Below are 15,635 nucleotides of genomic sequence, written 5' to 3'. Positions count from 1 at the left end.
AAAGGATTAGAACAATGTTTAAGAAAAAGACTAAACAAGAACAGTTAAAGTATAGTCATCAAGATTATGTTTTCAAAGTATCTAAAACTAATGTTAATAAATTAGAAAAACTTTTAGGATCTAATATCGGACTTGATGACCAACAAAGAGAGCTAAACACTTTAAAATTTAAAAATAATTATATAGTTACTAAAAAATTTGAAGTTATCAAAAAGTTATTAGAAGCTCTGTTTGAACCTTTTAATATTTTGTTATGAATCATAGGTATTTTAGAACTTATTATTTATTTAGTTGTTGATAATAATATCATTACTTTAATATCAGCAATTATGATTATTTTTATGATCTTTTTAGCTAGTACTGTTGATTTTATTCAAGAATATAAAGCTTATCAAACTAATATTAAATTAAATAAAATGATAGAGAATCACTTTTTTGTTTTAAATAATCAAATTACTGATTTTAGTAATTTGACTTTTGAAAAAATAAAATCTAATTTAATAGAACTAGAACAGTCGAAATTAACAATAGGTGATGTTATTTTATTAAATAAAGGCGATATTGTTCCAAGTGATTGTCGTATTATTTGAAATGATAATTTATATGTTGATCAGTCAACTTTAACTGGTGAAAATCAAGCAATTAGAAAAGATATTAATAATAAAAACAAAACCTTAATTACTTTAGAAAATATTTTATTTAAAGAAACTACTGTATTATCTGGAACATGTTTAGCTGTGGTTATAAATGTTGGAGAAAATAACTATGCAAATTCATTATTAAAAATAGCCGATGATGAATCATTAACTGATTATGAAAAATCAATGAGAAGAATTACTAAAATCTTAGTAGTTTTTATATTAACTTTAGTTCCTATCATTACAATTATTTCATTATTTAAAAATGGTTTTTTAACCTGAAGTTCAGCAATTATTTTTGGACTTTCGATTGCTGTGTCTTTAACTCCTGAAGCATTACCTGCAATTATTTCATCTAATTTAAAACTAGCAAGTAAAAAATTATCTAAACAAAAAGTAGTTGTTAAAAAACTATCTGTAATTCAAAATATGGGTTTAGTTAATGTTTTTGCAACTGATAAAACTGGTACTTTAACATTAGAAAATATTAAATTAACTGATTATAAAAATATTAATAATAACAGTTCTGATAAATTAAAAAAGTATTTATTTTATAATGCTTATTATCAAAAGAACTTGTTTAATAGTATTGATAAAGCAATTCTTAATTCTATTTTAGATGTAGATTTATCAAAGATAAGTTTAATAGATGAACAACAATTTAGTCATGAAACTAGAATTAATTCAGTTTTAATTAATGATAGCAAGCAAACTATTCAAATTACTAAAGGTAGTGCTGAAGAGGTTTTAGAAATTATTTCTTTTGTTTATAAAGATAATAAGGTTATTAAACTTACTAAAAAGTTAAAATCTGAGATTTTAGATCAGGTTAATTATTGAACAAAAAAAGGATATAGAGTTATTTTAATTGCTTCTAAAATAACTGATACTATTCAAAATAGTAATTTAGTTTATCAAGGTTTAGCAGTTTTTGAAGAAATTTTAAAACCAGATGTAGACAAAACAATTCAAACGTTTAAAAAATATGGTATTGAGATAAAAGTTTTAACAGGTGATTCAAAAAATACCACTAAACATATTACTGATAAGATTAAGATTAATTCATCCAAACTTATTTCAGGTCAACAACTAGAAAAGTTAAATTCTTTAGAGTTAGATGAATTAGTTCAATCAGTTAACATTTTTTATAAATTATCTCCATTTCAAAAAGCTCAAATAATTCAAAGCTTAAAAAAAGAGAATGTAGTTGCCTATTTAGCAGATGGAGTTAATGATGCTGTTGCACTTAAAAAAGCTGATGTTGGAATTTCAGTTAACAATGCTACTCCACTAGCTAAAGCAAGTGCTGATGTTATTTTGTTAGAAAAAGATTTAGATGTCTTAGAAAATGCTTTTATTAAAGGAAGACAAACCTTTGCTAATGCTATTAAATATATCAAAATTACTGTAGCATCAAATTTTGGAATTATGTTAACTTTATTAATTGCAGCTATGTGATTAAATTTTGAAGCAATGTCACCAGTTCAGCTTTTAATTCAAAATCTAATTTTTGATTTTGCTAACCTAATCTTTGTTTTTGACAACGTTGATGAGATTAGTATTCAAAAACCTAAAAAATGAAATTTTAAAACGATTATTCCCTTTGGTTTATTTAATGGATTAGTTCAAACGATCATTAGTCTTATTAACTTTTTTGTTTTATACTTTGCTTTTGATCTTAAAGGACAAAATCCCGATGTTATTAATCAATTTCAAACAGCTTATTTTATTGAAGCGGTTTTAACTCACATTGTGATAATTTTAGTGTTTAGAACTGAACAAATTGCATTTATTAAATCTATGCCATCAAAACAAATGATTTTTGGTATGCTATTTTTTGCTACATTACCTTTTATAATTGTTTTTGCTAATATTTATTCAAGCAATCTTTTTAACTTTGAATTAATAAATAATGGTTTAAATTGCTGACTTTTAATCCTATTAGGCTTGGAAATATTTGCTTGAGTTTTAGCTGAAATATTTAAAAAAGTTTATAAAGTAATCTTTAAATCTTGATTATAGGTTTTATTTTCAATAATTATTAGATTTTTATAAGTAAATTTGTCATTTAATTACTACTTAATATAAATATTGCTAAAGTATATAATATTAATTGAGAGGAGCAGAAAGGTATTTATATTTATGAAAAATAAAGGAAAAATGTTTGAGTTTCTTACTTTATTTGCCATGGTTATTGGTACTGTTGTTGGTGCTGGAATTTATATCAAAAATAAAGAGGTGCTAACCGGAACACACAACCCGATTATTGCAATTATTTTGTGACTAATAGTTGGGTTATCTTGTGTTGCGGTTGTTTATTTATTTTTAGAAATCTCATCTTCAACTTTGAAAGAAGGTAGTGGTACAGTAAGCGTTTAAGCTCAAAAATTTATAAATCGTAAATGAGGTTCATTTTTTTCAGTTTTACAATCTTATTTATATGCACCGATTATTCAGTCGGTTTTTACAGCTACTGCAGTTAGTTCCGCTCTTAAGATTGCTAAGTTTGAAATACCAGGTTATGCATACGTGATTTTAATGTTAGTTGTTGGAATTGCTATTATTGCAATCACTGGTTTAATTAACATATTAAGCTTAAACGCTTCAAAAAAAATTCAAACTTATGGAACAATCTTTAAATTTATTCCGCTAATTATTGCTTTGATAGGTGGGTTTACTATTGCTATAATCTTTGGACTAAAAGATGGAACATTTGGAAATAATGGAATAACTCCGGGTATAGCACCTAATGAAGCTTGAAGCATCAACAGATGAGAGCCTTTACTATTTTTTAGAGGTTTTGGTGGAATATTATTTGCATTTGACGGATTTATTTATATTTGTAACTCACAAAAAAGAGCAAAGCACAAAGATGTAGTTCCTAAAGCATTATTATTTGGAATGGTATTTGTTGCACTATTTTATTCTCTAATGGCTATTTCGCTATTTTTGGGTTCACCAGATGGAACTATTGAAGCATTATTAAAAAGAATGCTTAACAAAGGTCAAGTTTTAGAGACAGCTAATATTATAATTAGTTTAGTGGTTGGTATTATTTTAATCATTGTTCCTTTACTAGGAGTTATGGCATATTCTTATATAGCAATAACTGGTTTAGAATCGGATATTGCTGATAATCTACATCATAAAAAAATTGAAGAAATGTCAATTAAAAAGATCGGAATTACAACAACATCAATCGCAATTATCGCATACTCACTATTTATTATTGTTGGAGCATTTTCTGGCCTTGAGAAAGGCTTGCTTGCTACTTACTCATCTGTAGGTGTAGCCCAAGATCCGGGTGCAAGCGATAAAATAGCAAACTTAATAGGAATTTTTTCATCAGCTAGTTCATGTTTTTCATTTGGAATTGTCACAATAATTCTTATAGCAGCTTTATGAAATAGAAAAACAAATAAAGTTGAAGTTCAAAAACGTAAAGGGTTTGTGCCAATTTGTATTGCATCAATTATCGCATTTTCATTATTTACTATTATGGGAATCTTTACATTTGCAGTTCCACTTGATGTTATTGAAGGAAAAGCAAATTGGTTTAAATCTACAGGTTCTCAAGGTCCAATATTTGTTTTATCTACAGTTTTAAGTCTTGGGTATGTTTGAGTACTTTGATATATTCAAGAAAGAAAAATGAAAGTAATTTCAGTGAATAAAAATGATACAAAAAGATACATTTCAAAATAATAATAATAATAATAATAAGCAATTAGTAAAATTAACAAAACAAACTAAAAAAGCAGTGTGAAAACAATATTTTGCAATTTCAAGTTCAAAAGTAGCATTGCTCTCAATGTTGCTAGCACTAGAAATTGTTTGTACATTATTTTCTAAATATGTAATGGGTTTAATACCAATTTATCAATTTTTAGTCCTAGAGCTAAGTTATTGAGTAATTGCTGTAGTTGTTATTTCAACAAACTTATTCTGGGCTTCGATGTTTACTTTAACTGCAATTTTTATGAGATTTATTCTAGGAAGTGAACCTGTTGGGTTACTTTCTATGACTTTAATTGATCTTAGTGCGGTTATAGTTTTGTCAACATCACTATTTATAATTAAAAGAGTGCATTTAACTTCTAATAGATATCAAAGATTTCTTGACTATGAAATTTGATGGACAATGCTAGCTTGTTTTATTTCACTTGTTGTTGCTTCATTGGTTGCTCTTATAACTAACTATGGTTTTATTTTTAAGTTATATAACATACCTATAGAAACATATAAAGTATATCTACCAGTTACATTTGGGTTTACTATATTAAAATTTACAGTTAATTACACAATCTTTTTAATCATTTTTAAAAGGGTAAGTATTATTCTTAAACAATTAGAAAATATGAGCTAATTATTTTGGCTCTTTTTTATTCTTGGCTTTGGTTAACTTGACTTTATTTTTTCTAAAATTTAAGTGTGATAAAATTAAAGCAATTGTGAGGTTGGATATGAAAAAAAGTAATATTAATATACCAAATATATTAACTACTATTAGAGTCTTTTTAGTACCAATTATTCTGGTTTTATTAATAACAGATTATTATTTAGATGATCCTAAATTTAGTAGAATAGCTTGATATACTTCAGGAGTAATCTTTATTATTGCTTCACTAACAGATTATATTGATGGTTGATATGCTAGAAAATTTAACTTAGTAACCAGGTTTGGGAAATTTTTTGATCCTATTGCAGACAAGTTATTAGTTAATTCAACACTTATTTTGTTTGCAGTTTTTCAAGTGTTACCAATCTGAATAGCTATTATTTTAATTCTAAGAGATACAATAGTTGATTTTATTAGGATGATTTTAAGTTCAAACAACATTACCTTAGCAGCTGGTATGGGCGGCAAGCTAAAAACAACATTTCAAATGATAGGATTAAGTATTTTATTTTTCTTTAATACAAAATTTTATAATTGATCTGAATTTAGTTGACAAAACCAGTTAGTGTTAATACCTATGTATCTAGCTACTTTCTTTAGTGTTTATAGTGGAGTTGTTTACTTTATTAAAGCTAAACCTAACTTATTTTAATGTTTAATCATTGAGAAATATTTGATAACTATAAGAACTTTGCTATAACAGAAGAAATAAAAACTAAGTTAAACTTGTATTATGAACTATTAATAACTGAAAATAAAAAGTATAACTTAACAAGAATAACTGAACTTAATGAAGTATTTGAAAAGCACTTTTTAGATTCTTTATTATTTGTTGAAGAATTTGAAATAACTAATCAAAAAATTGCTGATATCGGAACAGGTCCTGGCTTTCCCGGGTTAGTTTTAAAGATATTTTTTCCAGAGATTAAACTAACTTTAATTGAATCTAATAATAAAAAAGTTAATTTTTTAAAACTAGTAGTTGATAAATTAACACTAAAAGATGTTGAAATTATTAATAAAAGAGCTGAAGAACTAACTAGTCAATACAAAGAAGCTTTTGAGATAATTGTTAGTCGTGCTGTTGCTTATTTAGATATTATTTTAGAAATTGGAGTGCAATTATTAAAAGTTGATGGAATGTTTATTTTACTAAAAGGACCTCGAGCATATCAAGAAATAAATGATCTAAAAAATAAGGATCAAAAATTAAGTTTAAAGTTAATAAATACTCAAAAAATATCTGATTCTGGTTTTGGACTAAGAGTTAATTTATTTTATAAAAAGCTAACTCACACCAATCCCATCTATCCAAGAAAATATTCACAAATTAAAAAAGAGAGCAAATAAAATGAATTACTTAGATTTAGAAATAGGAGATTTTATTGAGTTAAAAAAGACTCACCCAAGCAAAACCACCAGATGAGAATTGATCAGAATCGGAGCTAAGTATAAATTTAGAAGTTGTGATAAGTTTGATTTGTTTATTGAATTATCAAGAGAAAGATTACAAAAGCAGTTAAAAATAATAATTAAGAAGGAATAATTATGGGATTAAAAGTAGCGATCGTAGGTTTACCAAATGTGGGAAAATCAACTTTATTTAATGCAATCACTAATTCAAAAGTTGAAGCAGCTAATTATCCGTTTGCAACAATTGAACCAAATATTGGAATTGTTGAAGTACCAGATCAAAGACTTGATAGATTACAAGAGATTTTTAATTCTAAAAAAAAGATTTCTACAACAATTGAGTTTGTCGATGTTGCTGGTTTAATTGCTGGAGCAAGCAAGGGCGAAGGATTAGGAAATGCATTTTTAGCAAATATTAGAGAAACGGATGCAATTTGTCAAGTTGTTAGATGTTTTGATAGTAAAGATATCACTCATGTTGAAGGAAGTGTTGATCCTATTAGAGATATTGAAATTATTAATTTAGAATTAATATTAGCTGATGAAGCAACTTTAAAAAAGAGATTAGAAAAAATAAATCCTAAAGTTAAGAGCGGAGAAAAAACATTTGTAGCTGAAGCTAGTTTAATAAATGAGTTATTAGAAACTTTAAATAAAGGACAATTATTAAACACTCTAACTTTAGAGCCTGAAGAAACTAAAATATTAAAATCTTATCAATTGCTAACTTCTAAACCTATTATTTATGTATGTAATGTCAATGACGATTCATTATTTGAAGATAATGAATATGTTTTAAAAGTTAAAGAATTTGCAAAAAATAACAATAACCAAGTAGTAAAAATTTGTGCCAAAATTGAAGAAGATCTATCAGAAGCTAACCGAGAAGAAAAAATAGAATTCTTAAAAGAATTAGGAGTGACGCAATCTGGTTTAGATCAGTTAATACAAGTTAGTTATCAAACCTTAGGATTACAAACATTTTTTACAGCTGGAGTTCAAGAAGCAAGAAGCTGACAATTTAAAAAAGGTTGAACTGCACCTAAATGTGCTGGAGTGATCCACACTGATTTCGAAAAAGGGTTTATTAAAGTTGATGTTTATGCAATTAATGATTTATTTGAATTAGGTAGTGAAAAAGCTGTTAAAGAAGCAGGCAAAATGAGACTTGAAGGAAAAACCTATGTTATGCAAGATGGAGATATCTGCTTTTTTAAATTTAACGTTTAATTATGAAAGAAAAACACCAACTAATATATCAAAAAAATCTCATAACATATTATGTAATTTATAAAAATCAAAAAAATATCATTCTTAAATTAATTGATAATCAGATAGTAGTTTCAGCCCCAATAAACACACCAATTTATTTAATAGAACCCTTTGTTTATAAACATATTTCAAAATTACTAAGGGTTCAAAATAGTTATGAATTTTTAAAAGCTTATGATTTTTATAGTTCAAAACCTTGAGTCAAAGTATTTGAAAATCCATTTGAAATACAGTTAGTTGATGATAATATTCATTCGAAAATCATTGATAACAAAATAGTTATGAAAAACTATTTTAACAATCAGATTCAACTAGAAAAGATCTATAACCTATTAGCTAAAAGTTATAAAAATTGATTTGTAAGTCGAACAAATTTTTGGGCTGAAAAAATGCAAATTGAATTTAATGGCGTTTCTGTTAAAGTTTTGAAGTCAAAATGAGGTTATTGTAATACCAAACAAAAAAATATCGTTTATAACACTAAACTTATACATTTTGAACCAAAAGTAATTGATTATGTAATTGTTCATGAGTTATCTCATATTATCTATCCTAATCATTCAAAAGATTTTTGACGATATCTTTCAACATTTTTGCCTGATTATCAGAAGTTACAAGAGAAATTAAACTCTAAAGGAATTTAAAATAATCCAAAGCATATTGACAAATATGCTTTTATTTTGGATATTTTTATTTTGATGATTTTAAGTATAATTAATATCAAGTGCATCTATTTTGCTAGAAAGGAGAATTATATGAATAGTCATCAGACTAAGACAAAATCAGCGCCCAGTAATGATTTTGAAAGCAAAACAATCAAAAAAAAGCGTAAGTTTAAGATGATTTCTTCTTTTAGCATTCTTCTTTTAATCATGTTTGTTTTAATGTTAGTTTCTTGAATCTTATACTGAGCTAATGTCCAAACTGATATTGATAAAAAAATAGCTTTTGTAGATTGAAAATATGATTCAACACTAAAAAATGTCTATGACAAATGAGTTCAAACTAAACCAAATGTTCAACCAGGTAATAATCATGAATGAATAGAGTTTATGGATAATCTAGTCTCACAAGGTTGAACTAAAAACATGAAAGATAGTGTCTGACAAAACAATAGCTATGTTATTGGTTTTGATGGTGTTGCAAGATTTGTTGGTAAAGCAAGAATTCAAGCGATTGGTATTGCCGATGTTATGTACGCTCCAATCAAAGGATTTATAGATAAAGCAGACATTATTATCTTTGTTTTATGTATTGGCGCATTTATTCATATGTTAGTAGTTTCAAAGGCTTTGGAAGGATTTTCTCAAGCTATTGTTGCTAAATTAAAGGGAAAAGAAGTTTGAGCAATCATTCCATTAATGACATTCTTTTCAATATTTGGATCAGTTGAAGGAATGGCTGAAGAATCACTAGGATTTTATATGATTTTTATTCCATTAATGTTAATGGCTGGTTTTGATGTTTTTACTGGAGTATTGATTGTTATGGCTGGTGCTGGTGTAGGAGTTCTTGCTTCTACAGTTAACCCATTTTTAGTGCCAATTGTTATCGATGCAATTAATAGTAAACTACCTGAAACTGCTACAAAAATGACTGTTGGAAACGGACTAATCTTACGTATTATTTTCTGATTTATACTTACATCATTTACAATTGCCTTTACTATGATCTATGCGATCAGAGTTAAAAAAAATCCATCAAAATCTGTTACTTTTTCAACTTTAGAAGGAGATAAAAAATTCTTTTTACATAATAGAGTTGATCAAATTAAATTGGATTGAAGAAAAAAAGTTTCATTAGTGATTTTTGCTTTAACATTTGTGATAATGATTATTTATTTAATTGGTTGGGATGCAATATTTAATACATCAACTATGGCTGATCATGCTAATTGAATCAAACAACACATTCCTTATTTATCTGCTGTAATTCCAGGATGAGGAAATGGTGGGTTAGATGTAACTGCTGCAATGTTTTTATTTAGTGCCATTATTTTAGGTTTTATCAACTGAATGGGAGAAGAAAAATTCCTTAAAGTATGGTTTGAAGGTGCAAGTGACATTTTATCTGTATCTTTAATTATTGGAACAGCTGCAGGGGTTGGATTTATCCTAGATCAAACAAACCTACAATCATTATTTGTTGCTGGAATTAGTAATTCAATTGGTGGGATTACTAATAGTATAGTAAAATCGTTAGTTTTATTTATTCTATTTATTCCATTATCATTTTTAATTCCTTCAACCACAGGATTTGCTACTGCAATATTTCCTTTACTAACTAGTTCTTTGATGAAAAATAATCAACTAGATTTATATGCAGCAACCGGAGCTTTAACTGCATTTCAATTTGCTTCAGGAATAGTTAATTTAATAACACCAACTAGTGGAGTTGTTATGGGAGCTGTATCTATTTCAAGAGTTGGATATTCAAGATACTTAAAAGGAATTATGCCACTGGTTGGATGTTTAACAGTGTTATCAATTCTATTAATTGTACTAACTGGAATACTACCAATCTCAATTGTTGGATAAGATATTAATTAGGTAAGTTGTGAGCTTATTTGCTTGCAACTTTTTTAGTTTAAAAAAAGCATCAAAGTGATGCTTTATTGATTTTAAGTTGACTTTTGAATTTGAACTAATTCAACCATTTCACTTTGATCACGTCTCTTTTTAAGAATAAAGTGTAATCCAATCCCAGCAGCTAGTCCAATTGCTGCAAACACTAATACAGTAACTAGAATTAACTGATTACCTAGTTTATCTGCAACTTGAGTACCATCATTAAGATTCATATGATGATTTCTTTCGATTGCTGATCTAATTTGTTTAAAGAAAGCATCAGGACTAAAAGCAATAACACTAATTATGTTTACTGCAGCAGCGTAATTATGATTTTCAATTCCTAAATCGGTTCCGATTGGAGATCATCTAATAGTTACTGCTGCTCATGTTACAGCTCCTAATAAAATTAGGTTTAAACAAGCAGCTACTTGTAAAATTATTGACACTGCACTATTATCATTAAATTTTTGATTTGGGTTAAGTTCTGGTAAAACAATTGCCACAGCTACTAAAACCATTCCTATTGCTAGAGCAATACAAATTAGAGGTATGTATGATTTTTTCTTGTCAGCATATCTTCCAAACCATCCAGCTATTAGAAATCTCATGGCATAGGTTCTAAATGTTCCCACAATTCCAACAATCACTGTAGGAACTAAAAAGATATTTTTTAGGTAGTTGATATAAGAGCTTAATCCCATTTGTAACATATAAACACCTAAAATTAAAATAGCTAATAAAACAACAGTTTTTTCTTTTAAAACATCAATAATTGATTTAAAAGAAAATGTTGGAGGTTCTTTTGTTTTAGGTTCATGAATAAAAAATAAAGTTAATATTAGTGAAATGATAATTAGACTTGTATAAATAGAAATTAGAATTAAAAAGCTAATATTAACTCCTGCAACTTTTCCTAAAATCGCAGTACCACCATCTTCTTTACTTAAGTAGAATAATAATGTTCCAAATAAAGCAATTAACAATCCCATCAATCCATTTAACATTCCTTGGATTCCATTATTTTTACCAACCTTTTTTTCTTTTAATTCTTCTGGTAAGTGATCAACATTTTGGTTTTTAACTAATTTTCATAGTGGTGCTCAGAATAATGCACAAGTAGCAAATGCAAAACCACCATATATCACAAATAATTGTGTTCTAACTGCAATTAAAATTTCGCCAGTGATTTGTTGATCTGTAACTCCAGCAAAATATGGAATAAATGGTACAAAGATATATCAAATACCTAAAAGCCCGGTTATACCTATTCCAGCCATAATCAATGACTTACTTCTGAATTTATCTCCAAGTCAGGCACCTATTAAATAACAAGGCAATGAAACAAAACCATAAATTGCTCCAGCTTGTGAATAATCAGCTTGCGGAAGTTTGAAGTTGGCATTAATGTTTGGAATAAAGTTATCCATATAAAATGGAATTGCCATAATTGAAAGATCTGCTAAAGCTAAAATAAACAAGGTAAAGTTTTCTTTAATTAAGTTTTTTAGTTTAGCAAATAAACTTTTTTTCTGCTTCATACTTTCTCCTTTTGTTTTTTTATAAGATTGAAACATATGAAAAAATCCACAGTTACTAATTAATTTTACTAATTATTGTTTGAATTACAATTAAAAACAGTTGTTTGTGATAAACAACTGTTTAAACTATAAAAATCTTTTAATTTAGTTTTTTTCCTGCTTAGAATCTTGTTCCTTAGCTGCGGGAACATATTCTTTTCAAGTTCCATCAGGTTGTTCGTATTCTCGATATCCACATCCTGTTTTTGTAAAGTTTGAACAACCTCTACCTCGATTAAATTTAGATTTAATGAAAGTCAAATTTGCTTGTTTACATCTAGGACACAATACATCAGTTGTTACTTGAGAAATTTCTTCTTTAACTTTTTTGTCTAGAGAAGCAAAAATCTCACTTAATCATAATTGATAATCAAAATCGCCTTCAATAATTCTATCTAGTTTTTCTTCCATCTCAGCTGTGTAGTTTAGATTGAAAAAATCTTTGTAGTGTTGGTATAAGAAATTATTAGCCTCATAACCTTTAGTTGTCACAGTGATTGGTTTTGATCTTGGATATTCAATATATTGACGATCTTTTAATTTTGTTAGTATTGGGTTGTATGTAGATGGTCTTCCAATTCCTAAATTTTTTAGCTCTTTAATTAAACTTGCTTGGTTAAACATTTTAGGCGGGTTTGTTTTAGCATCTTCAACTTTAATATGTTTTTTTGATAGTTTTAACTCAAATCCCTTATTGAACTCAAAACGAGGTTTTTGTTTTAAAATTTCTTCAACTTCTTCATCTTCATTTAATTCAATATTTTCATCACTTGATGAGTGTTTAATAGCTTGATATCCAAGATCTAAAACTTCTTGTCATGATTGTTTAAATTCATAGTTATTATTTTTAAATGTTCATCTATGATTAAATCCGCTAGGACCTTTCATTAAAGATTTAATAGAGTTTCACCAAATTAAACTATAAACTCTTTGTTGAACTGTGTCTTGAATTTCTAATTTTGCTTTTTCTGGAGTTAGTCAAATATCAGTTGGTCTAATTGATTCATGAGCTTCTTGACTATTTAAATCTTTTTTACCAGCAACAGGCTCTTTAAATAGCTCTTCTGAATAGTTCTTATTAATATATTCTTTAGCATCTTTAATAAAATGATCAGAATATTTAACTGAATCTGTACGAATATAAGTAATATATCCAAGTTCATATAATTTTTGTGCAGCTAGAGTAATTTGACCAGCGCTTAATTTTAATTTACTGAATCCATCTTGAAGTAATCCAGCAGTTGAATAAGGTTTAAAACTTCTTGTTTCAAAAGCAGTTGATTTATAATCAGTACATTTATAAATTTCAGTTAGTTCTTCAACAATTTCTTTTGCTTGTTGATCTGTGATGTAGTATGTTTTTTCAGTATTTACTAATCTATCATTTTTGTCTTTAGTTAAAACCAGTCTAATAGTTTTTAATTTATCAATCACAAAGATCTTTTTATATAAAGTTTCTTTGAATTTTTTAATAATTTCATCACGTGTTGCAAGAATATTTAGTGCTGGAGTTTGAACACGGCCTGCACTCATTAAACCTGTTGATTTTTGTAGTGATTTTGATACTAAATAACCAATAATTTTATCTAACATTTGTCTTGCAAATTGTGCTTGAACTAGGTTCATATCAATTTCTCTTAAATTATTAAAAGCTTCGCTAACTGCTTCTTTTGTAATTTCATTAAAAGTTGCACGTTTAATTTCTTTATCTTGATCTTCAAATAATTTGGCTAAGTGTCAGGCAATCGCTTCTCCTTCTCTATCTGGATCTGAAGCAAGAACGATTAGATCAGCTTTTTTACCTTCTTTTTTAATTTCAGAAACTATTTTAGATCTAGTTTTTTCTAACACAAACTCAGGTTGCATTGTTTGAAAATCAATTCCTAATCCTCAAGTTCCTTTATCGGCTATTTTTGCAATATGTCCTCCACTTGCAAGTACTGTGTATTGATTATTTGGAAAGCTTTGTTGTAGATATTGTTGAATTTTAGATATTTTTGATGGTGATTCTAATAGAACTAAAACTTTCATAATCACGCTCCTATATTTCTGTCCATTTTTATATACTATCATATTTATAATGCTTTTGTTTTCAATAGTCAATTATAGATAGTTTGAGCTTAAACAGTAAGTTAGTAATTTTGTTATAATTTATAAATTAATTGTGAGATTTTTGCTAATACAATAATGAGAGCTAATAATTACAATCAAATTATTTTCAATGGTTTTTTGAAAATAAATAAATATAGTCCTTTTTTAAAATTTGGTATTACAATATATACGATTGTAAAGGAGATAATTTATGTCATACAGATTGCGTTATGCACCATCACCGACTGGATTTTTACATATCGGGAATACAAGAACTGCTCTAATGGATTTTTTATTTGCTAAACATTATAATGGTAGTTTTATCGTGCGGATTGAAGATACTGATTTAGAAAGAAATGTTTCAGGAGCAATTGAGTCTCAATTTGAAAATTTAAAATGACTAGGAATTAATTGCGATGAATCTGTTTTTAACCCTGGAGATGCAAAATATGGAAAATATGTGCAATCACAAAAGTTTGACAGATACAGAGATTTAGCCAATCAACTAGTTGAAAAAAAACTTGCTTATAGATGTTTTTGTACAAGTGAAGAACTAGAAAAAGATTATCAGCAACAAACATCCCAAGGAATTATTGCAACTAAATATTCTCAAAAATGTTTGAAATTATCTGAAAAAGAAATTCAACTAAAATTAACTAATAATAAAGAATTTTCAATTCGCTTTAAAGTTCCTGAAAATAAGAAGTGAATAATTAATGACATAGTTCGAGGAGAAGTTAGTTTTGATTCAAAAGATTTAGGTGATTTTATAATTATCAAAAGTAATGGCATTGCAACTTATAATTTTGCTGTTGTTGTTGATGATTTTGACATGCAAATTACTCACGTTTTAAGAGGTGAAGAGCACATTTCCAATACCCCTCGTCAGATGATGATTTATGATGCTTTTAATTGAAATTATCCAGTCTTTGGACACTTAACTTTGATTGTTGATTCAACAGGTAAAAAACTATCAAAAAGAAGTGGTAACGCATTATTTTTTATAGAGCAATATAAAAATCAAGGTTACTTACCTCAAGCAATCTTTAACTATATAGCTCTGTTAGGTTGATCTCCTAAAGGTGAACAAGAAATCTTATCTGTTAGTGAATTAATAGAAATGTTTGATGAAAAACGTTTTAGTAAGTCCCCATCTACTTTTGATATGATTAAGATGAAATGAATTAATTCAGTTTATATGAAACAATTAAGTGATGATCAATATCTTGAGTTTGTAACTAAATTTATTGATACCAATAAATTTGATATTACTAAAAAAGAAAAGTCTTGATTAAACGCTGTTTTATTATTATTTAAAAAAGAGTTAGAATATGGTGCGCAAATAAATAAACATTTAGATTTATTTTTTAGTGATTTTGATTTAGATGATAAAACCATCAACGAACTATCTAGTTTAGAAAATTCTCAAAAAGTTATTGATGTGTTTACAACTGCAATTAATAATTTAGATACTTGAAGTTTAGAAAATATTAAACAAGCCATCAAATTAACAAGTCAAAAAGCACAAGTTAAAGGTAAAGAATTATTTATGCCTATTCGAATATTTACTTCAAAATCTCAACATGGTCCTAGCCTAGCAGATGTTATTTTCTTATTAGGAAAAGAAAAAGTCTTAAATAACATAAATTCTTTTAGTAAGTAATAGGTGATTAAG

11 protein-coding genes and 1 pseudogene are annotated in these 15,635 nt (G+C 27.1%); 10 read left to right on the top strand and 2 right to left on the bottom strand.

The window, feature by feature from the left end:
- Nucleotides 1-14 precede the first annotated feature (14 nt).
- The 9 genes and pseudogenes from MPUT_RS03440 to MPUT_RS03400 all read left to right on the top strand — a co-directional run bounded on the left by MPUT_RS03440 (nucleotide 15) and on the right by MPUT_RS03400 (nucleotide 10,259).
- Nucleotides 15-2,660, top strand: a complete 2,646-nt coding sequence (locus MPUT_RS03440) for an HAD-IC family P-type ATPase (RefSeq protein WP_014035388.1) — start codon at nucleotides 15-17, stop codon at nucleotides 2,658-2,660.
- A gap of 120 nt (nucleotides 2,661-2,780) precedes the next feature.
- Nucleotides 2,781-4,343: pseudogene (locus MPUT_RS03435) on the top strand (APC family permease).
- Nucleotides 4,315-5,004, top strand: a complete 690-nt coding sequence (locus MPUT_RS03430) for an ECF transporter S component (RefSeq protein ID WP_014035387.1) — start codon at nucleotides 4,315-4,317, stop codon at nucleotides 5,002-5,004. Before MPUT_RS03435 ends, MPUT_RS03430 begins: the two are co-directional and overlap by 29 nt.
- A gap of 97 nt (nucleotides 5,005-5,101) precedes the next feature.
- Nucleotides 5,102-5,689: a CDP-diacylglycerol--glycerol-3-phosphate 3-phosphatidyltransferase gene (pgsA, locus tag MPUT_RS03425; protein WP_014035386.1), complete on the top strand. Its 588-nt coding sequence runs from the start codon at nucleotides 5,102-5,104 to the stop codon at nucleotides 5,687-5,689.
- Nucleotides 5,689-6,387, top strand: a complete 699-nt coding sequence (gene rsmG / locus MPUT_RS03420; protein ID WP_014035385.1) for a 16S rRNA (guanine(527)-N(7))-methyltransferase RsmG — start codon at nucleotides 5,689-5,691, stop codon at nucleotides 6,385-6,387. The genes pgsA and rsmG overlap by 1 nt, the downstream gene beginning before the upstream one ends.
- A 1-nt stretch (nucleotide 6,388) precedes the next feature.
- The gene (locus tag MPUT_RS03415) at nucleotides 6,389-6,583 is read left to right on the top strand and encodes a DUF951 domain-containing protein (protein WP_014035384.1); all 195 of its coding nucleotides are present in this window, start codon (nucleotides 6,389-6,391) and stop codon (nucleotides 6,581-6,583) included.
- Between the two features lie 2 nt (nucleotides 6,584-6,585).
- On the top strand, nucleotides 6,586-7,680 hold the full coding sequence (gene ychF / locus MPUT_RS03410; protein WP_014035383.1) for a redox-regulated ATPase YchF: 1,095 nt from the start codon (nucleotides 6,586-6,588) through the stop codon (nucleotides 7,678-7,680).
- A 2-nt stretch (nucleotides 7,681-7,682) separates the two neighbouring features.
- On the top strand, nucleotides 7,683-8,366 hold the full coding sequence (locus tag MPUT_RS03405) for a YgjP family zinc-dependent metalloprotease (protein ID WP_014035382.1): 684 nt from the start codon (nucleotides 7,683-7,685) through the stop codon (nucleotides 8,364-8,366).
- A gap of 111 nt (nucleotides 8,367-8,477) precedes the next feature.
- Complete coding sequence (locus tag MPUT_RS03400) at nucleotides 8,478-10,259, top strand: YfcC family protein (RefSeq protein WP_014035381.1); 1,782 nt, start codon at nucleotides 8,478-8,480, stop codon at nucleotides 10,257-10,259.
- Between the two features lie 83 nt (nucleotides 10,260-10,342).
- Here the strand turns inward: MPUT_RS03400 and MPUT_RS03395 are convergent, their stop codons facing one another.
- Both MPUT_RS03395 and MPUT_RS03390 read right to left on the bottom strand, forming a co-directional pair.
- Nucleotides 10,343-11,830, bottom strand: coding sequence for an MFS transporter (locus tag MPUT_RS03395; protein ID WP_014035380.1), 1,488 nt, complete (start codon nucleotides 11,828-11,830; stop codon nucleotides 10,343-10,345).
- Nucleotides 11,831-11,974: 144 nt separating this feature from the next.
- Nucleotides 11,975-13,900 (bottom strand): type IA DNA topoisomerase, encoded by a 1,926-nt coding sequence (locus tag MPUT_RS03390; protein WP_014035379.1) that lies wholly within the window; start codon nucleotides 13,898-13,900, stop codon nucleotides 11,975-11,977.
- A 271-nt stretch (nucleotides 13,901-14,171) separates the two neighbouring features.
- Here MPUT_RS03390 and gltX point away from each other — a divergent pair, with 271 nt between their 5' ends.
- Nucleotides 14,172-15,623, top strand: a complete 1,452-nt coding sequence (gene gltX / locus MPUT_RS03385) for a glutamate--tRNA ligase (protein ID WP_014035378.1) — start codon at nucleotides 14,172-14,174, stop codon at nucleotides 15,621-15,623.
- Nucleotides 15,624-15,635: the final 12 nt, after the last annotated feature.

The sequence above is a fragment of the Mycoplasma putrefaciens KS1 genome (genome assembly GCF_000224105.1).
Lineage (GTDB): Bacteria > Bacillota_I > Bacilli_A > Mycoplasmatales > Mycoplasmataceae > Mycoplasma > Mycoplasma putrefaciens.
This window is presented reverse-complemented; position numbering and strand designations above follow the sequence as displayed.